Annotated in this window: 28 protein-coding genes; 27 read left to right on the top strand and 1 reads right to left on the bottom strand. The window is 54.3% G+C overall.

Going from position 1 to position 21405, the window contains the following annotated elements:
* Positions 1-302 (top strand): hypothetical protein (locus FCN80_RS26535; RefSeq protein ID WP_230492892.1); only part of this gene is annotated, 302 nt, incomplete at its 5' end.
* A 173-nt stretch (positions 303-475) separates the two neighbouring features.
* Positions 476-1072 (top strand): phage antirepressor N-terminal domain-containing protein, encoded by a 597-nt coding sequence (locus tag FCN80_RS23485; protein WP_136992755.1) that lies wholly within the window; start codon positions 476-478, stop codon positions 1070-1072.
* A gap of 83 nt (positions 1073-1155) precedes the next feature.
* Here FCN80_RS23485 and FCN80_RS23490 read toward each other — a convergent pair whose 3' ends face one another.
* Positions 1156-1389 carry a hypothetical protein gene (locus tag FCN80_RS23490; RefSeq protein ID WP_136992756.1) on the bottom strand — a complete coding sequence of 78 codons (234 nt, stop codon included), beginning with the start codon at positions 1387-1389 and terminating at the stop codon, positions 1156-1158.
* 214 nt (positions 1390-1603) lie between these two features.
* Between FCN80_RS23490 and FCN80_RS23495 the strand changes: the two genes are divergently transcribed.
* The 25 genes from FCN80_RS23495 to FCN80_RS23615 form a co-directional block, all read left to right on the top strand.
* Positions 1604-2248, top strand: a complete 645-nt coding sequence (locus tag FCN80_RS23495; protein WP_136992757.1) for a hypothetical protein — start codon at positions 1604-1606, stop codon at positions 2246-2248.
* A gap of 246 nt (positions 2249-2494) precedes the next feature.
* The gene (locus FCN80_RS23500) at positions 2495-3079 is read left to right on the top strand and encodes a hypothetical protein (RefSeq protein ID WP_230492893.1); all 585 of its coding nucleotides are present in this window, start codon (positions 2495-2497) and stop codon (positions 3077-3079) included.
* Positions 3030-5012, top strand: coding sequence for a phage terminase large subunit family protein (locus FCN80_RS23505; protein WP_136992758.1), 1983 nt, complete (start codon positions 3030-3032; stop codon positions 5010-5012). Before FCN80_RS23500 ends, FCN80_RS23505 begins: the two co-directional genes overlap by 50 nt.
* A 10-nt stretch (positions 5013-5022) precedes the next feature.
* Positions 5023-5283, top strand: a complete 261-nt coding sequence (gene gpW / locus FCN80_RS23510) for a gpW family head-tail joining protein (RefSeq protein ID WP_136992759.1) — start codon at positions 5023-5025, stop codon at positions 5281-5283.
* Positions 5283-6923: a phage portal protein gene (locus FCN80_RS23515; RefSeq protein ID WP_136992760.1), complete on the top strand. Its 1641-nt coding sequence runs from the start codon at positions 5283-5285 to the stop codon at positions 6921-6923. Before gpW ends, FCN80_RS23515 begins: the two co-directional genes overlap by 1 nt.
* Positions 6920-7780 carry a S49 family peptidase gene (locus FCN80_RS23520; protein ID WP_230492894.1) on the top strand — a complete coding sequence of 287 codons (861 nt, stop codon included), beginning with the start codon at positions 6920-6922 and terminating at the stop codon, positions 7778-7780. The genes FCN80_RS23515 and FCN80_RS23520 overlap by 4 nt, the downstream gene beginning before the upstream one ends.
* 1 nt (position 7781) lies before the next feature.
* Positions 7782-8345, top strand: a complete 564-nt coding sequence (locus FCN80_RS26540; protein ID WP_170975508.1) for a hypothetical protein — start codon at positions 7782-7784, stop codon at positions 8343-8345.
* Positions 8345-8764, top strand: a complete 420-nt coding sequence (locus tag FCN80_RS23530) for a head decoration protein (RefSeq protein ID WP_136992762.1) — start codon at positions 8345-8347, stop codon at positions 8762-8764. Before FCN80_RS26540 ends, FCN80_RS23530 begins: the two co-directional genes overlap by 1 nt.
* Positions 8765-8835: 71 nt before the next feature.
* Positions 8836-9882: a major capsid protein gene (locus FCN80_RS23535; protein ID WP_136992763.1), complete on the top strand. Its 1047-nt coding sequence runs from the start codon at positions 8836-8838 to the stop codon at positions 9880-9882.
* Positions 9882-10136, top strand: a complete 255-nt coding sequence (locus tag FCN80_RS23540; protein WP_136992764.1) for a hypothetical protein — start codon at positions 9882-9884, stop codon at positions 10134-10136. Before FCN80_RS23535 ends, FCN80_RS23540 begins: the two co-directional genes overlap by 1 nt.
* A 2-nt stretch (positions 10137-10138) precedes the next feature.
* Complete coding sequence (locus tag FCN80_RS23545) at positions 10139-10468, top strand: head-tail joining protein (RefSeq protein ID WP_136992765.1); 330 nt, start codon at positions 10139-10141, stop codon at positions 10466-10468.
* Positions 10465-11010, top strand: a complete 546-nt coding sequence (locus tag FCN80_RS23550; RefSeq protein ID WP_136992766.1) for an ATP-binding protein — start codon at positions 10465-10467, stop codon at positions 11008-11010. The genes FCN80_RS23545 and FCN80_RS23550 overlap by 4 nt, the downstream gene beginning before the upstream one ends.
* A 14-nt stretch (positions 11011-11024) precedes the next feature.
* Positions 11025-11249: a DUF2635 domain-containing protein gene (locus FCN80_RS23555; protein ID WP_136992767.1), complete on the top strand. Its 225-nt coding sequence runs from the start codon at positions 11025-11027 to the stop codon at positions 11247-11249.
* Positions 11249-12739, top strand: a complete 1491-nt coding sequence (locus FCN80_RS23560) for a phage tail sheath subtilisin-like domain-containing protein (RefSeq protein ID WP_136992768.1) — start codon at positions 11249-11251, stop codon at positions 12737-12739. The genes FCN80_RS23555 and FCN80_RS23560 overlap by 1 nt, the downstream gene beginning before the upstream one ends.
* Before the next feature lie 6 nt (positions 12740-12745).
* A complete protein-coding gene (locus FCN80_RS23565) occupies positions 12746-13114 on the top strand; it encodes a phage tail tube protein (RefSeq protein ID WP_136992769.1) in 369 nt (122 codons plus the stop codon).
* A gap of 2 nt (positions 13115-13116) precedes the next feature.
* Positions 13117-13416, top strand: a complete 300-nt coding sequence (locus tag FCN80_RS23570; RefSeq protein ID WP_136992770.1) for a phage tail assembly protein — start codon at positions 13117-13119, stop codon at positions 13414-13416.
* A gap of 117 nt (positions 13417-13533) precedes the next feature.
* On the top strand, positions 13534-15327 hold the full coding sequence (locus tag FCN80_RS23575) for a transglycosylase SLT domain-containing protein (protein WP_136992771.1): 1794 nt from the start codon (positions 13534-13536) through the stop codon (positions 15325-15327).
* 55 nt (positions 15328-15382) lie between these two features.
* On the top strand, positions 15383-15769 hold the full coding sequence (locus FCN80_RS23580) for a hypothetical protein (protein ID WP_136992772.1): 387 nt from the start codon (positions 15383-15385) through the stop codon (positions 15767-15769).
* Between the two features lie 54 nt (positions 15770-15823).
* Positions 15824-17230, top strand: a complete 1407-nt coding sequence (locus FCN80_RS23585; RefSeq protein ID WP_136992773.1) for a DNA circularization protein — start codon at positions 15824-15826, stop codon at positions 17228-17230.
* Positions 17227-18288, top strand: coding sequence for a phage baseplate assembly protein (locus FCN80_RS23590; protein ID WP_136992774.1), 1062 nt, complete (start codon positions 17227-17229; stop codon positions 18286-18288). Before FCN80_RS23585 ends, FCN80_RS23590 begins: the two co-directional genes overlap by 4 nt.
* On the top strand, positions 18278-18871 hold the full coding sequence (locus FCN80_RS23595; protein ID WP_230492895.1) for a phage baseplate assembly protein domain-containing protein: 594 nt from the start codon (positions 18278-18280) through the stop codon (positions 18869-18871). Before FCN80_RS23590 ends, FCN80_RS23595 begins: the two co-directional genes overlap by 11 nt.
* Positions 18868-19299, top strand: a complete 432-nt coding sequence (locus FCN80_RS23600) for a phage GP46 family protein (RefSeq protein WP_136992775.1) — start codon at positions 18868-18870, stop codon at positions 19297-19299. The genes FCN80_RS23595 and FCN80_RS23600 overlap by 4 nt, the downstream gene beginning before the upstream one ends.
* 3 nt (positions 19300-19302) lie before the next feature.
* Positions 19303-20448 carry a baseplate J/gp47 family protein gene (locus FCN80_RS23605; protein WP_136992776.1) on the top strand — a complete coding sequence of 382 codons (1146 nt, stop codon included), beginning with the start codon at positions 19303-19305 and terminating at the stop codon, positions 20446-20448.
* The gene (locus FCN80_RS23610; protein ID WP_136992777.1) at positions 20445-21041 is read left to right on the top strand and encodes a YmfQ family protein; all 597 of its coding nucleotides are present in this window, start codon (positions 20445-20447) and stop codon (positions 21039-21041) included. The genes FCN80_RS23605 and FCN80_RS23610 overlap by 4 nt, the downstream gene beginning before the upstream one ends.
* A gap of 44 nt (positions 21042-21085) precedes the next feature.
* The coding region (locus FCN80_RS23615) for a tail fiber protein (RefSeq protein WP_136992778.1) at positions 21086-21405 on the top strand (320 nt) is incomplete at its 3' end.

A 21405-nucleotide genomic window follows, 5' to 3' on the forward strand; every position in this document is an offset into this window, starting at 1 on the left:
CGCAGGGAACCACTGACGCCAATGGTCAGGTATCTGTCAGTCTGGTAAGCACCACTGTCGGCGCTGCGACTCTGGTTTCAACCCTGGCAGATGGCACGACTGCCAGCGTAAACACCCTGGCATTTGTAGCTGTGGCAGCTACAGACCCGGCACCCGCTGCGCCGGCAACTGAGACCATCGTACAGACCGTAGAGGCAGATCTGGACGCGTTCGCTGCCAAACTGAAATCAGTTCTGTTGCTGGCGGGGCATGATGTCGAGTCGGTGTTCGCCGAAGCGGTGGCCCTGGCCAAGAAGCTGTAATCACCTCAAGAAGCATACAGCCTCGGTAAATCCGGGGCTTTTTTATACCAGCAATAAACACGCTGTCACGAGCGTAACCCTATCCCGAGTCCATTCACAAAAGTGCCTTCAGAGGACGCCAGTTATTGGTGACCTCGGGTGCTGGCTGTCCTGCGTGAACTGAGGGCTCTTTTTTGAAGGAAGTCACCATGCAATGTCCGCTCAGTGCTGAAGTAATGTTCAATGGCAATAAACTGACAACTATTCGGGATAATGGCACTGAATTTGTCGCCATGAGGCCGATTGTTGAAGGCATAGGCCTTAACTGGAAGACGCAGTATCGTAAGTTGACGTCACAGAAAGAAAAGTTTGGGTGTGGTCATATGACCATCCCTTCAAGTGGCGGCCCTCAACAGATGCTTTGCATGCCACTGCGCAAGCTTAACGGCTGGTTGTTCAGCATCAACCCAGCGAAAGTGAAGATCGCAATTCGTGAAAGGCTTGTTGCGTATCAAGAAGAGTGCTTCAAGGCCCTCCATGATTATTGGGTAAATGGCTTCGCCGCACGTAAACCACTTCCATTGTCAGAAGCTGAAATCGAAGCCCATGACATATCTCGCTTTGACGCGGTTACATTCGTTGAGGCGAGCAAGGGATCTGGTTCAATGCTCGCACGAAAGAAGGCGAAACAGATTATCAAAGAACGGATTATTGCCTGGGAAGAAAAATATTTTATGCAGTTTAATTTTGTTCTGATGGAAACAGGGAAGGGCCGACTGACTAGGTCATGAAGTAATCAGTGTAAGGCCCATTCATAAAGTGGGCCTGCGGTGAAGTGCTGATATAGAGGGATTTTCAACGAGTTTATTTTTTGTCAGTCGGTGATATTCTCCATTTCAATGGAAATGATTTCTATCGGTGACAGCGCTTCTTTATCCTGTCCTCTCGGGTAATCAAGTAAAGGAAGTCCGCCCTCATTTTCAGCAGCTAGGGGCTTGATAAGCTGATCGTTTTTATCTTCTTCACTATAAACTAGTTTGATCTTTGTGGGGTATGTGAATGTTTTTCTTTTTTTTTTGAAAATGTAAGTAATCTTGTATTCGTACATTATTTTTATCTCGTTTTACAGATTGTTGGAAATGAGAATATTATTACTTTTATGTACAGATGATGTGATAAATATCAACCTTTAGATAATTGAATAAACCCTGTTGGTATAACCATCCACCGAGTGGATATACCAATGTGCAAGCAAAGTCATCAGCAACACTCACCGCCATCAAGGCTTGGTTGCTGGTGGCTTTTTATCTTCAGGGGAAAACATGGCCAATCTCAGAGATCTGTCCAGACAGTTGCAGTCATTGCAACGGCAGATCCCCTACGCGATGGCCAGGGCATTGACCAGTACAGCGCGCCAGATTCAGGAAGCTGAAAAGGTCAAAATGCAGCGGGTTTTGCAAAGCCCCACGCCGTTCACGGTTAATGCCGTCGGCTCGATAGGCGCCCGCAAAGACAACCTGGTCGCAAAGGTGTTTGTGCGTAACATTGCCGCCGCATACCTGGAGCCATTCGAGTTCGGGGGCGTGCATAAGCTGAATAGCCAGGCATTGCTTAATCCCAAAGATATCCGGTTGAACAAGTACGGCAACCTTACCAAGAACAAACTGGCGCAACTGAAAGCGCGCCGCGACGTGTTTATCGGAACGGTCGATGGTGTGAATGGTGTCTGGCAGCGGGTCAAGGTAAAGGCCGGCCGCAAAGGAAAGAAACGCCTACCTCGTTCAGCGAAGGGTACGCGGCGCGAGCGGAGCAACACCACAAAACTGCGGCTACTTATCCGATTCGGTAACGCACTACCGGTACAGGAGCATCTGGGGTATATGAAGACAGCCCAAACGATGGCGGACCGGCGGATGCCGGGCGAGATGAGCAAGGCGCTCGATGAAGCAATGAGGACCGCTAGATGAGAGCCATTCCCGTTTGGGTCCTTCCCCGAGGGGTCTAACACGCGGGCATTGCGCGCCGCGTTTTGCGTCTAGCTATGAAATTTTGAATTTGTGTCCCATGTCCCAATGTTGCAAAAATGTTTAATCCTTTGCGGCACAACGGCTGGTGACAGATTTTGGCTTTAGAGAATGTTCCGTTTGTGTCCCAGTTTTCTGGGACATCGTCCCATTGACCATTCATGTCCCACTTTGAGAGAAAAATGTCCCATGTCCACGATGAGCATCAGTGCCTACGCTGACCATGCTGGTGTCGACCGCAAGACGGTAACCCGTTGGATAAAGTCCGGTCAGTACATAGTCATGGATGGGAAAAAAGTGGACGTCGAGGCCAGCGATGAAAACTTAAAGCGCTACCGTGACAGTACGGATATCCGGACCAAGAACGCGAAGAAAAAACCGGATCAGGATTCCGATAATCTCAAGGAGCGCGCTGAGAAAATTTATGACGAATTATCCAGCGGACAGGTCACAATCCGCCCGATAGAAGAGTCGCGCGCTATGAAGGAGCATTACCTGGCAGAGTTGGCCAAGCTGGAAAATGATGAAAAATCCGGTCTACTACTTCCCTATAAACCCATGATCGAGGCCGTGGGTATGGAGTACTCACGCATGCGTACTCGGTTGATTGCCATTGCGCCCGAGCATGGCCCCCGGTTGCGGGTGTTGGCCTCAACCTCGAATGACGCCGAGTTTGTGGCGGCTCTTCAAGAGGTGGTTTATGAGGCAATGGAGGAGTTGAGCCTTGACACAAACAACGACCACGGGGAAGGTCAACTCGACCGCCTGGCATAATTTTTCCAGCGGATTACTCCATAGCCGGACCAATATCAATCCGCCCGAGCCGTTATCACTGAGCGAATGGGCCAATAAGCATGCCGTACTCTCAAAGGAAACGAGTGCCCAGACCGGCAAATTCCGCGCCTTTGCTTATCAGAACGGCATCATGGATGCGTTCACCGATCCGGCCGTAATGCAGGTCACGGTCAAAAAATCGGCCCGCGTCGGCTATACCAAAATACTCGACCATGTGATCGCCTACTACCTCTCGCATGACCCATCGCCCATTCTGGTGGTGCAACCTCGGGTTGAGGACGCCGAGGACTACAGCAAAACCGAAATCATGCCGATGCTGCGCGACACGCCGGCACTGACAGAAATCTGCCCTGACCCAAAAGCCAAGGATAGTAATCAAACCATCCTGAAAAAGACGTTCGCCAATGGCGCCAACCTGACCCTGACCGGGGCCAATAGCCCCGGCGGTTTCCGGCGCATCACCTGCCGGATCATCTTGTTCGATGAGGTTGACGGGTACCCGGCCGGCGGCGCCGGGATGGAAGGTGACCAGATTGCCCTGGGTATCAAGCGTTCCGAGACGTTCTGGAATCGAAAGATCGGCGTCGGGTCGACACCGACGGTTAAAGGAACAAGCCGTATTGATAAAGCGTTCGATGAGAGTGATCAGCGGTTTTTCTACGTGCCATGTCCGCACTGTGGCGAATATCAGGTGTTGGAGTGGGGCGGGACTGACACGCCCTACGGTATCAAGTGGGACAAAGACGAAAACGGCAACGGGCTGCCGGAAACGGCATATTACGCTTGCCGGCATAATGGCTGTGTCATCCGCCATAGCGATTTGCCTGGAATGCTCAAACGCGGCGAATGGCGCCCAACTAAACCGTTTACTGGCAATGCCGGTTTTCATATCTGGGCCGCCTATAGTCTGTTCCCGAATGCGGCATGGAAACACCTGGTGGCCGAATGGTTGCGGGTAAAAGATGACCCTCTGATGCGCCAGACGTTCATCAACTTGGTGCTGGGCGAGTCCTATGAAGACCGCGGCGAGAAAGCACTGAGCGAACGCCGGTTGGTTGAACGCTGCGAGGTCTACCCGGCCGAGGTGCCGGACGGCGTGGCCGCGCTTACCGTGGGTATCGATACCCAAGATGACCGATTCGAACTGGAAGTGGTAGGTTGGGGCCGTAATGAGGAAAGCTGGTCCATTGCTCACGATGTCATTGAGGGCGATTTGGAAACGGACGAACCCTGGCACCGGCTGGACGCCTACCTGAAACAAATTTGGCGCCGGGCTGATGGCCGGGGATTCACGATCATGGCGGCCTGCATGGACTCCGGCGGCCACCACACGCAAAAGGTCTATGAATTTTGTAAAGACCGGCTTGGCCGGCGCATTTGGGCAATCAAAGGTGAGTCGGCCCGCGGCGGCAAACGCTCGCCGGTCTGGCCGACTAAAAAACCGACATCACGGACAAAATCACAATTCCGCCCAATCATTCTGGGCGTCAATGCCGCGAAGGATTCGGTCCGCGCCCGGTTGCACATTGAGCCACCGGAACCGGGTCAGCTGGCGGCTGGCTACATGCATTTTCCGGTTGAACGGGATTTGAATTATTTCGGCCAACTCCTGGCCGAGCGGTCGGTGCTGAAAACTGCCGGCGGCCAGCGTTATCGTGTTTGGGAGCAACTGCCGGGTCGGGCGAATGAGGCGCTCGACTGTCGGGTGTACGCCTATGGCGCACTGTGCGGGCTGCTCTATCTGGGGCTGAAACTGAACGTTACCGCTGACGCTATCGCAACCAATCCGGACGCCTTGGAGCCGCCGCCGGCGCAACCCGAGGAAAAACCGCAACTGCGCCTCCCTGGCGTGATTATCTCCACGCCCGACGCGCCGGCGGCGCGCAAGCGCATGTCCGATCTCTTGGCCTAAAGGATTTCCTATGTTTGATAAAAACACCAGTCTGCTGGCGGGAATGAGTACCGCGCAGTTGCAAGCGGCGCTGGACTCCGCACAGCAGGCATATCTTGATTTATCCATGGGCGTCAAGGGCGTTTCTTTTTCCTATGCTCAGGGCGACGGTACCCGTTCTGTGACGTACATGCCGACCAGCATGCAGCAATTGATGGCACTGATCCAGCTCCTGCAAGCTCAACTGGGGATAGTTCCTCGCCCGCGCCGGGCGATAAGGTTTCGTTACTGATGAGCGAAGTCAGAATTTTAGGCCCCAATGGCCAACCCTTGGCGCCGGCCCGGCCGCGGCCAGCGGCGCTTAACGGCAGCGGCCGGGTTCCCTATGACGCCGCCGACACCTTCAGCGACCAGTTGGCCAACTGGCAGCCGGCGCTGTGGTCGCCGGATAACGAAATCAATATTTACCGCGACCGCATTGTGTCGCGTATCCGGGATTTAGTTCGTAATGACGGCTGGGCCGCCGGCAGCATCACCCGCATCCTGGATAATGCCATCGGTGCCAATTTCCGGCCGATTATCAAACCGGATTATCGGGCGCTGGCGATCATGAGCGGTAACAAGGCGTTTGACGCTACCTGGGCGGATGAATATGGCCGTGTTGTAGAGGCCGCCTGGCGCACCTGGGCGAACGATGAGGGTCGTTACTGTGATGTGGAGCGCAAGCAGACCGTTTCACAGATGATCCGCCTCGGGTTTCGGCACAAATTAGTCGACGGCGATGCGCTGGCCTACTTGCAATACCGGACTGACCGGCTCGGGCCGGGGCGCGCTCGTTACGCCACCGCAATACAGATTGTTGATCCGGACCGATTGAGTAATCCGCAACAGCAGTTCGATCTGCGTTATACCCGCGGCGGGGTGGAAATCGACGACGACGGCGCACCGGTGGCGTACTGGCTGCGCCAGGCGCATATGGGCGATTGGTATAACGCAGAAAAAAGCCTGACCTGGAAAAAAATTCCCCGCGAGACGTCTTGGGGGCGTCCCATCATTGTTCACGATTTTGACCATGAACGGGGTGCGCAGCACCGGGGTAATGGCATCCTGGCACCTATCGTTCAGAAAATGAAAATGCTCATCAAATATGACCATACCGAACTGGAAGCCGCGATCCTCAATTCGATTTTTGGCGCGTATATCCAATCGCCGTATGACCCGCAAATGGTCGAGGGTGCGCTCGGCGCCGGCAGCGTGTCGGAGTTGGGTGACTATCAGACCGGACGCGCCGAGTTTCACAACGATCGGCGGATATCCCTGCAAAACGGCGCTCGTATCACCGCGCTATACCCGGGCGAAACTCTCGGTACCGTCAATGCCGCCCGGCCGACCAGTAATTTTCGAGATTTTGAAAACGCGGTGCTGCGCAACATCTCAGCCGCCACCGGGCTTTCTGCTCAACAGATCTCCCAGGACTGGTCGGATGTGAATTACTCCAGCGCCCGCGCCGCCATGTTGGAGGCATGGAAAACATTGACCCGACGGCGCGCCGATTATGCCATGGGTTTTTGCCAACCCATCCTGTCCGCCTTCATTGAAGAGGTTTTCGACGTTGGTGACTTGCCGCTGCCGGCCAGCGCCCCGGATTTCTTGGAGGCCAGAACAGCCTATTGTCGGGCGAATTGGATGGGGCCGGGACGTGGTTGGGTTGACCCGGTCGCTGAGAAGAAGGGTTCTATCCTGGGGATGGAATCCGGCCTCTCTACGCTGGAGCGTGAGGTCGCTGAAAACGAGGGCGAGGATTGGGAAGAAAATCTCGATCAGCGCAAACGTGAAAAAGAGGCGCTGGAGGAACGCGGGTTGACGCCATTCACCTGGATGGATGCTGATTTACTGGCACCCGAAAAAATAAAGGATCCGGAGGTCCAGTGATTAATTTACCTCACCTGGCCCAGCGGCTTTTTAATGTGCCGCTGGCTATTCACCCGCTTAAGGCCGAAGTGGTGATGGCGGCGCTGTCGGAGCGGTTCGGCATCACCCAAATCAAATCGGCCTCCGTCTGGGGCGACGATGAGGTCGACTCGTTCAGCCACAAAAAGAGCAATGACATCGGTTATGAGCTTGTCGAGGGGATCGCCGTCATTCCCATCCAGGGCACGCTGGTGCAAAAGCTGGGCTCATTGCGACCCTACAGCGGCATGACCGGTTATGATGGCATCCGGCAGAGTTTTCTGACCGCCCTCTATGACCCGGATGTCAAAGGTATCTGCCTGGATATCGATTCCCCGGGCGGCGAGGTGGCCGGCTGTTTCGACCTGGTGGACACCATTTATAAATCCCGCGGCGATAAGCCGATACATGCCATCCTGACGGAAAACGCTTATTCCGCCGCCTATGCCCTGGCGAGTGCCGCGGATTGCATTTGCGTGCCGCGTACCGGCGGGGTGGGGTCGGTCGGCGTCATTGTGATGCATGTCGACTGGTCACAAAAGATAAAAAGCGACGGGTTGCAGGTCACCATCATTACCTACGGGGACCGGAAATTCGAGGGTAACCCCTACGTCGAGTTGTCCGACACCGCGCGCGAGGCCATTCAGTCGGATGTCGATGAAATCGGCCGGCTGTTTGTGAGTACCGTCGCCCGCAACCGCGGGATATCTGAAAAAACCATCCGTGATACGCAGGCGGCCTGTTTTATGGCGGCGGCCGGCGTTGAACTGGGTCTGGCTGATAGGGTCATGACCCCGGACGCCGCATTCAGGCAATTGTTAAAACAAGCTGGAGAATAATATGTTTAATTTTGCACACCTGTTGGGCCGCGCCCCATCCGCCGCTGAAGACGATGAGGACAACAAGCAAAAGTCCAAAAAAGCCCGCAAGGCTGAGGACGATGACCGCAAGGACGACGATGATCCGGACGCCTCTGAAGACGATGACGACGGAAAGGACGATGACAAAAAAGAAGGCAAAACGGCTAAGCGCGCCGACGATGATGACGATGATGATCCGGACGCTGCCGACGATGATGACGACGATAAGGATGAAGACAAGAACGTCAAAAAAGGCCGCAAGGCCGAAAAGTCGCGCTGCGCCGCTATCTTTGCCAGCCAGCATGCCGCCGGACGACCGGCGTTAGCGGCGTCGCTGGCGTTCAATACGTCCATGTCAGCCAGGGCGGCCATCCGCGTACTGGCCAGCTCGGCCCCGGAGGTTTCCACCGGACGGCGCAGTCTCGATGCCCGCATGCAAGACGTTCCCAACGTCAAGCTGGGCGCAGACGGCGGTTCAAACGGTAAATCGGCCCTGGTCAATCGTGCGACCAGCCTCTATAACCAGGCAGTGGGTAATAAATAATGACGGTCAATCAATTTGGTGATAACTCCTGGCAGCCCAACGCCCGCCAGGATACGTTCATCCCGGATCAGCTTGTTTCCGGGCCCCTTCAACTCGTCACGGATACCGTGACTATCCTGACCGGCGCCACGGCGAGATATGTCCGCGGCACCGTGTTGGGTGTGGTTACGGCATCCGGGAAATATACGCTCTGCGTGGCCACCGCTACCGACGGCAGCCAGACGCCGGCGGCTATCTTGGCCGATGACGTTGACGCGACCGCGGCCGATGTGACCGGTGGCGTATACCTGATGGGTGAGTTTAACCAAAACCGCCTGACGTTTGACACCAGTTGGACGGCGGCTACCCTCAAACCCGCGTTTCGTTCTCTCGGTATTTTCCTGCGCGACTCCGTTCAAGCGCCCGCTTCGCTATCCTAAATCCTGTTATCTGATGCCATCCCGGTGCCACGCGCTGGTGGTTTCGTACGTCTTTTTCTTGCGAGAACCCTATGAATATTTTCGATACTGACCAACTGGTACAGTTGATCCCCAATCTGAAAACCTCTCAGAATTGGCTGCTGGACCGGTTTTTCCCTAATGTGGTAAATAGCGAGACCGAGTTCGTTTCCATCGACGTCGATGTTGGCCTGCGCCGCATGGCACCGTTTTGCTCGCCGCTGGTCGAAGGTAAGTTGGTGGAAAGCCGTCGCTACCAGACCAATACCTTCAAACCGCCCTACATCAAGGATAAACGCGCCCCCGATCTGCGCAAACCGGTCCGCCGGCAAATCGGTGAGCGTATCGGCGGTGAATATACCGCGGCCGAACGCGAGATGATCAACATTCAGTTCGAGATGGCTGACCAGATTGACATGCTCAATCGCCGCATGGAGTGGATGGCGGCCCAGGCACTGCAAAGCGCAACGGTGACAGTTTCGGGCGAGGGTTACGAAACTACCGTGGTGGATTTTGGCCGCGATAGCGCACTGACTATTGCGCTGAGCGGTGCCAGTCTGTGGCCGACAACGGTGGACGCAGGAGCAACCAATACCCTGCCGTCGAGTAATATCGAAACCTGGCAGGTGCTTTACCTGCAAAAATCCGGTGCCAATGCCACCGATCTGATTTTTACCCCGAAATCCTGGTTGGCGTTCCGCCTGGATACGTCTATCAAAGACAACGCCATTGTATTTCCCAACATGAGTCCGTTTGGTAATCAGATTGATGCCGGCGCACGCAATGAGAAAGGGGCGGTATACAAAGGCCGTTGGGGTAACTTCGATCTGTGGCTGTACAACGATTGGTATTTGGATGCCGCCGGGGCAGAACAACCGATGCTGGTGGATGGTACGGTCATTATGTGCGGCGCCGGTCTGATGGGTACCCGGGCGTTCGGCGTCATTCTGGATCCGGCCTTCAATTATGGCCCAATGTCCTATGCGCCCAAAACCTGGGTGATGCCCGATCCCGCCCAGCGCTATCTGCTGATGCAATCCGCGCCGATCGTCATTCCCAGCCGGGTTAATGCCTCTCTTTGCGCAACGGTGGTGGCATAATGGCTAAAGCAACTGAAAATGCAACGGTCGAAGTTGTGGTGCTGAAAGGCAAAACCGTGCACCACGACGGCACCAAATATCCGCAGAACACACTGATCACTCTGGATGAGGAATCTGCTGAGCATCTCATCAAAGCCGGCTTCGTCGCGACGCGAGAATCATTGCAGGCCGCCGCCGCGGAACAACCGGCAGCCGTGTCGGTTTCTACCCAGGACAATACCACTGTTCAGGGCCCGGTTGAAACCAAGGCATAGCCATGGGCATCAACTGGGATGTGAATCTCCTGGCGCCCCTCCAGGCAGTGTTCGGCGAGCCGGTTAATTACCGGCCGAAAGCGGGTACAGCCTACGACATCCCCGGAATTTTTGATCGGGCCTATACCGAGGCGGTGGAATCCATCGACGACGGCCCGACCATCAATTCCACCCATCCGGTGCTGGGCGTGCGCGATGCGGTATTTTCCTCACCACCTCAGACGGGCGACCGGGTGTATGTCTATCGGGTGCAAACGCTGTTTGTGATCAACAACGTACAACCCGATAGCCACGGCGGGAGCATTCTTATTTTGAACAGGGTGGGCACATGAACGCTGCCATATTACGCGGGCTGGTGGTCACTGCACTACAGGGCAAAACGGCGGCCGGCGCGAATGTGTTTTCGCCCCAGGACTGGTCAACCTCCGAGGATATGTACCCGGCCATACTAGTACAGACCGCCTTTGACGATAAACAATCGCTGGGCCGCAACGCTCCGCAGTTTAACACCACCACGACAGTGTTGATTTCCGGCCGCCTGCAAGAGTTGGACAGCGCTGCCGACAATGACGGCGCGATTAAAGCCCAACAGGCGCTGGAGTCGCTACGTGAAGACATCGAGCGGGCGGTCATCAACAGTTATGACCTGACCCGGCAAATCCAGCAGTTTAAAGCCATTCGCTCGCGTATCGATCTGAATACCAGCGGCGAGGGTCACATAGCTCAACTCTCGATGGAGCTGGAAATCGAGTATTACCAGGGGCCGGAGGATTTTTATCCGGTTGAAACCGTGCCGCTGGCCGGCATCGACACGACCATCAAAATGCCTGACGGCACCACCGAACCTGTGGTGGCGGTCGACCTGCCTCAATAAATCTGGAGTAACCCATGTTTGTGAAACCCAATACTGGGCGCGCGGTGCGTGACCCGGTCAAAGGCACGTTGTTGCCCGCAGAAGGGGCGGAAGTGCCGGATACCAGTTTCTGGCGCCGCCGGCTACGGGACGGGGATGTGTCGATCGCGGCGGCAACTTCAGCACCGGCGGATAGCACCGATACAGCAGCCTCCGCCACTGCAACGGCTTCCACAGCGGCGCAAGAGGATACTAAATAATGACGATCCCATTCACTAAAATTCCCAGCAATTTGCGCACGCCGCTGTTTTACGCCGAGTTCGATAACTCCCAGGCGAATACCGCTACCGCTACCCAGCGCACGCTGATTATCGGCCAGCAATTACCCACCGGCACCGCGACGCCGAACGTGCCGTTACTCGCGTCCTCGGCGACCACGGTAGCGGGCGTGTGTGGCGCCGGTTCAATGCTCCATTCGCTCATCACTGCCTACCTGGCCAACGATACCGCCGGCGAAATTTATCTGCTGCCGCTGTCGGATGATGGCGACACCATGGCGGCCGCGACCGGCAAAATTACCGTGGCCAGCGCGCCCAGCGAAACCGGAGTGATTTCACTCTATATCGCCGGTATCCGGGTGCAGTTGACGGTAGTGGCCACTGATACTGTGGCCGCTATCGCGACCGCCCTGGCAGCCGCCATCAATGCCAGCACATCATTGCCGGTAACCGCATCCGCGGCGGCGGCCGTCATTACACTGACAGTGAAAAACGCCGGTGCGCATGGCAACGGCATTGATATTCGCCTGAATTACCAGGGCAGCGCCGGTGGTGAGGCGACGCCCACTGGGTTAACGCTGACCATCGTCGCCATGGCCGGCGGCGCCAGTGCGCCGGATTTAAACGATGCGCTGGCCAACCTGGGGGATAAAACCTACGATTTTATCATCAACCCCTATACCGACACGACGTCACTGGACGCGCTGAAAACGTTCCTGTCCGACAGCGGCGGGCGGTGGGGCTATGCCTCGCAACTCTATGGACACAGTTTCGGCACGCTGGCCGGCACCTATGGCACCCTGACCGCCTCGGGTGAGGCGCGCAACAACCAGCATGAATCGCTGCTGGGCGTTTATGATTCGCCAACACCGGCCTATGTCTGGGCCGCGGCCACCTATGGGGCAATTGCCAACAGTCTGCGCAATGACCCCGGGCGCCCGGTGCAAACCTTGACTATCAGCGGTGTGCTGGCGCCGCCGGACGCCAGCCGCTTTACCCAGACGGAGCGCAATAACTTGCTCTACAGCGGTATATCGACGTTCACCGTGGCCGATGACGGTACCGTGGCGGTGGAAAACATTATCACCACCTACCAGACCAACAGCTATGGCGCTGAGGACAACAGCTATCTGGAAATCGAGACGATGTTTTTGCTGATGTACGTCACCCGCTACCTGAAAACGCAGATCACCTCGAAATTCGCCCGGATGAAACTGGCTGCCGATGGTACCCGGTTTGCCGCCGGCGCGGCGATTGTGACGCCGAACATCATCCGCGCCGAACTGATTGCCCAGTACGCCACGTTGGTGACCAACGGCTATGTGCAAAACGCTGCCGGATTCGCCGCCGGGTTGCTGGTACAGCAGAACGCCAGCAACCCGAACCGAGTCGATGTGTTGTGGGATGGCACGCTAATCGATCAACTGCGCATTTTTGCGCTGCTTAACCAATTCCGCCAGATGGCGTCGTGAGGAAACATGGCTGATACAACTAATCGCCTCGCGGGCACAGCGTATGTGACCTGCGACGGCATTACCATCATGGTGGCCGGGCAGTTCAAATACAGTCCGTCCACCGTGAAACGGGACACTCTGACCGGCATGGATGGGGTGCATGGCTACAAGGAGACGCCTAACGCACCTTACATCTCCTGCCAGGTGCGCGACAGCGGCGGTACCACGGTAGCGGATTTTAACGGCCAAACCAATATCACTGTGGTGGCCGAGTTGGCCAACGGAAAAACTATCATCGGCTCCGGCATGTGGTGTGTGAATGTGCAGGAAGTAGATTCCACAGAAGCGACCTTCGATATTCGTTGGGAAGGCGCTTCGGTAACGGAGAATTAATCATGGCAGAACTGGAAAGAACCAAAACCATCACCCTGGTCAAACCCATATCGGATAATAGCGGTAAGCAGACCTGGGAAGCGCTGGATCTGTGCGAGCCGACGCTGTTGCAGGTACAGCAGTTTTACGATGAACAGACCAAAGCAGGCGGTCTTAGTGCCATGGGGCTGTTAATCTCGCTGCTCTCAGCTGTGCCTCGTGAGGTCATCAAGAAACTGGCTATCACCGATTACAAGGCTTGCGAGGGGTATTTGCTGGGTTTTTTGAACTACTCCCCGACAGCGGAGACTGGCGGGAACTGATCGCTGACGTGACGGTTTATTATCACTGGGGTCCGCGTGATGCGTGGTCTTTGAAGTGGAGTGAGTTGCGCTGGTGGGCAGGACAGGGCGAACGGATTAACAAGGTGAGGGTATCAGGTGGCTAATTCCTTTGATTTTGAGCTGAAGGCAGATGATCAGGTAAGTGCGTCTATTCAGCGCATAGATGAGGCGGTGAAAAATTTGCTGCCCAACCTCACCAAAACCCAGGACGGGCTTAAGCTGGGCGGACAGGAATCCCTTGATGGCTTGGATAAGCTGAATTTTAGCTTTAAAAACATGGCGAAGAATGCCAGGGATGGCGTGCAGTTTATTGGTGATCTGGTACCTCCCCTGAAGATGGTCGCCGGATTAACAGTGGGGCTGGGCGGTATTGCCAAAGTCATCAACACGGTTAAAAATAGTGTGGTGGAGTTTGCCGGCAGTGGTTATCGCATCGAGACAACCGCAAAAAATATCGGCATGGCCACTCGGGCATTCCAGGAGCTCACCGGCGCGATGGTGGAGAACGGCGCCGAACGGGATAAGGCTGAAAGCTCAATCACCGATCTATTCAGCCGTGCCAATAACGCCATCCAAGGCCTTGACCCGCAATTTGAAGGATTGCTGCAATCGAAAGGAATTGGTCTTTATTATAACGACCAGGGTGTAGTTGACATGAATCGTCTGTTGGACGATATGCATAAAAAACTGGTACAGATGACGCCAGCACTACAGGCCGTTTTCGGTGATAAAACCGGCCTATCCCCTGAGATGCTTAACTATCTCAGGCAGTCCACAGACCAAATTCAACGCCTGAAAGAGCAGGCCCAACGTGACGGGTTGATTTTTAGCGATCAGGATATTCAGAACGCCCTGGCTTTTCGAGATGATATTAACCAGGTCGGTGCCGCCTGGGATGGCATGCTCATGAAGTCCCAGTCATGGCTGGGGCAATCTGATCTGATAAGAAACTCTCTTGATGAAATAAAACAGTTGATGGTTAACGGTCCGGATAACGTAGCCATAGGATCCATTCTCACTTGGAACAATGGCGGTAAACAGGCCGACATTCTGCGTAAGGCAGAGGGTGACGAGAACTTCAAGAAAACGCTTTCATTTAAAGAAAAAACAGATCTTTACTTAGGCTACGCATCAAAAGAATTACTGGATAAAATCGATAGCTATTACGGCCCCATTTGGCAAGCTCAGCAGTTGTATAGTGATGTTCAAAAGCTCTACGTTCAACCGCCGTCTTACAACTCCCAAAGCAACGGTAATGTTCAGGGCACCACTCTTTTTCCGCAGTTGGAGAAAAAATTTCAATTACCACCCGGAATACTCAATCGTGTCTATCAGGCGGAATCAAGTGGCGGAAAGCACCTTTACTCCAGTGCTGGGGCTGAAGGGCCATTCCAATTTATGCCGGATACCGGTCGGGATTATGGGCTAAATAGTCGTGACGATAGGATGGATTTTGGAAAATCTTCTGAAGCTGCCGCTAAATATCTGTCTGATTTATTGAGGATGTTTGATGGTGATGTGGCTAAGGCCGTTGCCGCGTATAACTGGGGGCCAATGAGGGTTAGGGTGCATGGACTTTATCATGCGCCCAAGGAAACCAGAGACTACCTTAATAGAATTATGCCTGGCTTACCAAGTTACTCGCCTGTTAGCCCTCAGATGTCACCAGAAGACAGCAATCCGATCGTTGCGCCACCGTATAGAATTAATTCTGAGCAACTTGTAACCAACGCCTCATCTTCTGCGCAGGATATAGCCAACGCAATTGCCATGGCCATGAAGGACAGTAAGACTCAAATTGAGCTAACGATCACCAACGGTCAAACCGGTGAGAAACGGATCATAAATACGGAAGGGTCAAAAATCTCTACTTCAATGTCATATCAGTAGCAATACAATAATAATTATTGGTAATATATTCCTTTGCTAAAAAGGAATTGAAATTATGACTTATATAATAATTTTATTTATTTTATTTTTATTATGTCTTTATCAATCATTTAGTAAGGCCTCATCCATTAAAAGAAAAATAATGAGATTAGTAACTGTTGTTTTTTCTGTGATTTTGATATGTATAATTTATCTTTTACATGGATTCTTTGGTGATATAGGAAAGTGCTCTCAGGAAATTAAGGAATTTTATAGTAACAAAAATACGTTGTGTTATAGCGCCATGAATATAAACTCATCTATTCATGCGAAGAATAATATTACAATTCAGTCATTTAGGATTATAGATGGCAATAGGGTATTTATAAGCTCTACCGTGGGAGATATTTATGAATTAGATTATATAAATGGCTCTGGAATCACAGCTAAAAAAATTAAATAAAATGAATTTCTCTAATAACCCTCTACGGAGGGTTTTTCTTATATGGGGTAAGGCATGTCCATATTAAGCGACGAATTATCCTCACTCCTGGGTGGTTCCGGTGACAGTTGGAAATGGTCCGAGCATCTGCATTCCGCCTCATTTCGCGGCGTTCCGTTTGCGGTCGTAACGGGTGAGAGCCATTTTGGCCGGCGTCAGGCAGTTCACGAATACCCTTATCGCGATATGGCGTGGGTGGAAGATATTGGGCGTTCAACTCGCCGACTGACATTGCGCGGCTTTATCGTGCAGAGCAGCCTGCTCTATACTGCTTCCGATGTAATGACGCAACGTGATTCGCTGGTGGCCGCTTGCGAGACTAACGGGGCCGGTACGCTGGTTCATCCCACTCTGGGGGAATTAACAGTCAGCATCCCCGAGGGCGGACTCAGGATCAGCGAGGCGATGACCTCTGGCCGGGCATTCGAATTTACCCTGACGGTTATCGAGTCCGGATTAAAAGTATTCGCCATCACCGGCGCGGACAGTGCCGCCTCTACGGTAAACACTTCCTGGTTGTCGCTGGCGTCAAAAACTGCGGCTACGTTTGTCTCGGAGGTTAGCGGGGATCTACGCACCGTTACCCAGGCGATAAAGACGCTGAAAAGCACCGGTCAGTTTTGGGTACGCATGGTCACCAACATATCGGATCAGGCCACGAATCTTAACAACACCCTGAAAAGTACTTTCGGCACCACCCGATATGGCCGTTACAACGACGGCGCGGTCGGCGGCAATGCCTCAGGGGCGACGAACACGACCGATACCACCGATGACACCACGGACTACGATACGTTGGTGGCCCAAAAAATGGCGCAGTCCATCGAAAACCGCCAGGCCATAGACGACACAACCGCGACATTACTGGCGTCCACTACGGTGTCGGATTACTCAGACAATGTTCAGTCAGTCGTTGACGCCATCAATAGCGGTATCGCCAGCATCAGCGACCTGATCCTTGCCTGGGAATCCTTGGCTGATTTTAGTGATACCACCTACCGCCCGGCGACCAGCGATAGCGAGATTGCCACCGCTGCGCAGATTTATTTTATCGTCCTGGCGGCCGGCGCTATGGCAAACGCGGCGTCTCAATATTCGCCATCCAGCTACGACGACGCCATGAACGTGTTGAGCAGAGTTATCGCCGTGATTGATGCGGTTACCCTGACCGTGGCGGATGCCGGCTACGATGATGTCTACAGTGAGCTGCAGGCACTTCGTTCCGTGACAGTCACCACGCTACAGACTGCCGGCGCAGACCTGGCGCACACCAAGACGGTCAATTTCAGCAGGGCACTGCCGGCGCTGAACATCGCCAATCGGCTCTATCAAGACGCGTCTCGCGCCGAGTCCCTGGTAAAGATGGCTGACCCCATTCATCCGGCGTTTATGCCGAGCACGTTCCAGGCCCTAAACTCATGAGCGATGAACTAACCCTAACCGTCAACAACAAGATTATTTCCGGGTGGGACCGGGTGCGCGTGACACGCGGCATAGAGCGGTTACCCAGCGATTTTGAGCTGTCGCTAATGGACTATTACCCCGGCAGCGACGAACAGCAATTAGTGAAGCCGGGCGACCCCTGCGTGGTCAAATTGGGTAGTGATCTGGTAGTCACCGGCTATATCGACCGGTGGGCACCGATGATTAGCCGTTCCCGTCATGAGGTCAGGGCGATAGGCCGAAATAAATGTGAGGACCTGGTCGATTGCTCGGCAGAGTGGCCCAATAACGTGATCAGCAACGCCAATGCGCTACAAATCGCCCAGCGTCTGGCACGCCCCTACGGCATTACTGTTTCTTCTGACGTCGATGGTTTGGCAACAGTACCGCAGTTCACCCTTAATTGGGGTGAAACTCCGCAGGAGATTATTGACCGGATATCTCGATGGGCGGCGCTGCTTTATTACGACCAGCCGGACGGCAATCTGCTTATGACCCGAGTCGGGGCTAAAAAAGCAGCAAGCGGAGTAGCGCAGGGCTTAAATATTCAGGATGCGGCCTATGAATCGTCTATGGACGAACGGTTTTCTAACTATACCGGCGTGTCTTTGTCTGTTACCCCAATGACGGGGGATTACAGCGCTATCACCAGGGCTTCAGCCACTGATCCGGAAGCGCTGACGATGCGTTACCGTCATCGTATTGTGATAGTTGAAAGCACCATGGTTGCTCATGACAAAGCCCAGGCGTGCATTAATTGGGAAATGAACCGCCGATATGGCCGATCGAAAATGTTGCAGGTGACGGTCGATAGTTGGCGGGACAGCGCCGGGAAATTGTGGGAGCCGAACACATTGGTACCTATCTCGATCCCCGTTTTTGGGCTCAAAAACGAAAATTGGTTGTTGTCCGAGGTTTCCTATATCCGTGATGAGCGTGGCACTGCAGCGCAAATGGTTCTCATGCCCCCTGAAGCATTTACCGTTGAACCGTATCAATTCTATCAAGAGGTCCCGGAGCTGATTAATGGACATTAACGGCAGCATTTCCAAACTTTACCGCCAGGTAAAAATGATGCTCGGCATCGGTAAAGTGACCGGGTTATCCGACAGCGGCGTAATCCAGCGAGTACAATACGCGACGGCAATGGAGGTCCGGGGCGACACCCCCCGCATGGCGGAATTCGGTTTTTCCTCCGGATTGCCGGCCGGCACTGACGTAGTGCTGGGATTTCTCGGCGGTGACCGCTCCAGCGCGGTGGTTATCGCCTCGAACCATCAGTCCTATCGACATGCCGGCCTGAACGCCGGCGAGACGGTGATATACAACCAGTGGGGTATGTACGTCAAATTGACCAAGGACGGGATCATCGTTGAGGCCAATGGCCAGCCGGTGACCGTCAACAACGCAACAACGCTCAAAGCGACGGCGACCGAAAGCGTCACGCTGGACACGCCGAGACTCTATGTCACTGGCGATATCATCGACAATAGCGGCTCCAATGCCGTGACACTGAAACAACTCCGCGATGCCTATAACGAACACACTCATCAGGTGGCGGAGGTTGAAAGCGGCAGTTCGACCGTTACCAGCAAAACTACAGGGAACCCCGTAGAATGACCGACATCACAACGGTTTGGGATAGCGATAACTCTGTCGGCGACTGGCAGGAGTCAACCGGCGATCTGCTCAGCGGCAGCGATTTAAAAACCGCCGTCCTGATCAGTTTGTTTACCGATCGCCAGGCTCGTGCGGACGACGATTATGATGGAGATGATCGCCGCGGCTGGTGGGGCGATAGCGGGGCGGATTATGCCATCGGTTCCCGGTTATGGCTGTTGAAGCGCCAAAAACTCACCCATGCCGTTGCAGGTAAAGCCGAGGACTACGCTAAAGAGGCGCTTCAGTGGCTGCTGGATGATGATGTAGTGGCCAGTATCACGATCACCACCCAAATCGTTTACCCGGGCCGCCTATACATGCAAATCGTCTTCATCAAACCCGACGGCACGGACACCACTTTCAAATATTCCTGGGTCTGGGAGTAACTCATGCCTTTTAATCGACCAACGCTGACCGAATTGCGGTCACGGAACCAGGCTTTTATCCAGTCGGAACTGAAAAACATCGGCGCGCTGCTCAGATTTTCCAACCTGGGCATTTTGGGTGACGCGGACGCTGGCTTAGCGTACTTGCATTATGGTTATCTGGACTGGATCGCCAAACAAGGTGTACCGTTTACCGCGACCGATGAAAACATGGCGGCCTGGGCGGCGCTGAAAAATGTTACCCGTAAGCCCGCCACAGCCGCCACCTGTCCAGCGGTAACCCTTACCGGAACTTCCGAGGCCACCTTATCAGCTGGCGTAGTCCTCAATCGTAGCGATGGCTACCAATATACCCTGGACGCGGGGATCACGATAGGTACGGATGGAATCGCCTCCGGCTCTATTACCGCTGTTTTGCCTGATCCCACTGAGGACACTACCGGCGGTGGGGAGGCTGGCAACGCTCCGATTAACACTATTTTGACTTTGGACGCCGCAGCGTCGGGTATCGATAGCCAAGCAACTGCCGCCGCGGCCATAACCGGCGGGGCGGATATTGAGAGGGAAGATGCGTTTCGTTCCCGCATGTTGCTGGCCTATCAGAACACACCCCAGGGCGGTAATGATGATGATTACGAGTCCTGGGCGCTGACAGTCTCCGGGGTTACCCGGGCCTGGACCGCCCCGCGGCTAATGGGCGCCGGTACGGTGGGCGTCTATATCATGCTGGATAGCGACAGCACCAGTAACGATGGCGGGTTTCCGACGGGAACTGATGGAATATCATCACTGGATAGTTGGGGTGCTGTGAAAGCCACCGGCGATCAGGGTCGGGTGGCGGACTATATTTATCCGCTACAGCCTGTAACGGCAGTCGTCTATGTCTGTTCACCGATTAAAACGTTGGTTAATTTCTCTATCAGCGGGCTATCGAGCGCCGGCAGCGACATCACGTCGGCCATCGCTGCGGCTATTGATAATGTGTTTTTTGAATATGGCGTGCCGGGCGGAACGATTTACCTATCGGATATTCTGGCCGCCATCGCCGATATTAGTGGCACTGAGGGATTTATCCTGACTGCGCCGGTGGCGAATATCGTCATGCCTACCGGTGGTATGCCGGTGCGCGGTACGGTGACCTATTTATGAGCCTGTACTCCACGAATGATTATACGGCCGCTCTGCAGGGGTTGATGCCGACGGGTTCGGTTTGGCCTCGTGATCCGGACGCCGTACAAATTGCCGTATTGACGGCGCTGGCCGGTAGTTTTCAGGCGAGTGATGACGCAGCTCAGGCGCTCTTGGTCGGGGCGTTCCCCAAAACGGCCACCATTTTACTGGCGGAGTGGGAAAAAACGCTCGGACTGCCAGATGATTGTGCCATCGGTGAGACGGACAGCATAGCGCTGCGCCAGGCGGCAGTGGTGGCCAAACTGTTCAGTACGGGCGGCCAGTCAATAGAGTATTTTATCAGCGTAGCCGAAACTCTCGGCTATACCATCACCATTACTCAGTTCCGTCAGGCCCGCTCTGGGATGTCGGTTTGCGGGGATGCGCTGAACGGAGATGAATGGCCGTTTGTTTGGCGGGTAAACGCGCCGGAAACCACCATCATCTATGCCCAGGCTGGACTGAGCTATTGTGGTGACCCGCTACGTTCCTGGGGCAACAAACGGCTCGAATGCCGGCTGTCTAAACTATCACCGTCCCATACTATAGTGAAATTCGGCTACGCCGAATAATGATTCCAACATTCAGTTATCGCCTAAATTGGCGAGAGGTTGCTATGCAAAAAATTGGCAATATTACGAGCACCGCCGATAGCGACGGTGAATTTACCGACGGCAATGTCGCTGGTGGTGTATCGCCCACTATATTGCCTGCCGCGTGGTTTAATACCATTCAGCGTGAACTGGTTAACTTGGTGCAGGGCGGTAGCTTGACTCTCGATTCTGCGAACGATGCTCAAGCATTGGCGGCCATTAACGTATTATGTAATCAATCGGCGCCTGTCGGAGTCCCTTTACCGTGGCCGACAGATACACCACCGACCGGATGGATAGCGATGGTTGGCCAGACAATTTCCCAGAGTGTTTATCCGGAATT

Source organism: Martelella alba (assembly GCF_005217455.1).
In the GTDB taxonomy this organism is placed as follows: domain Bacteria; phylum Pseudomonadota; class Gammaproteobacteria; order Enterobacterales; family Enterobacteriaceae; genus Acerihabitans.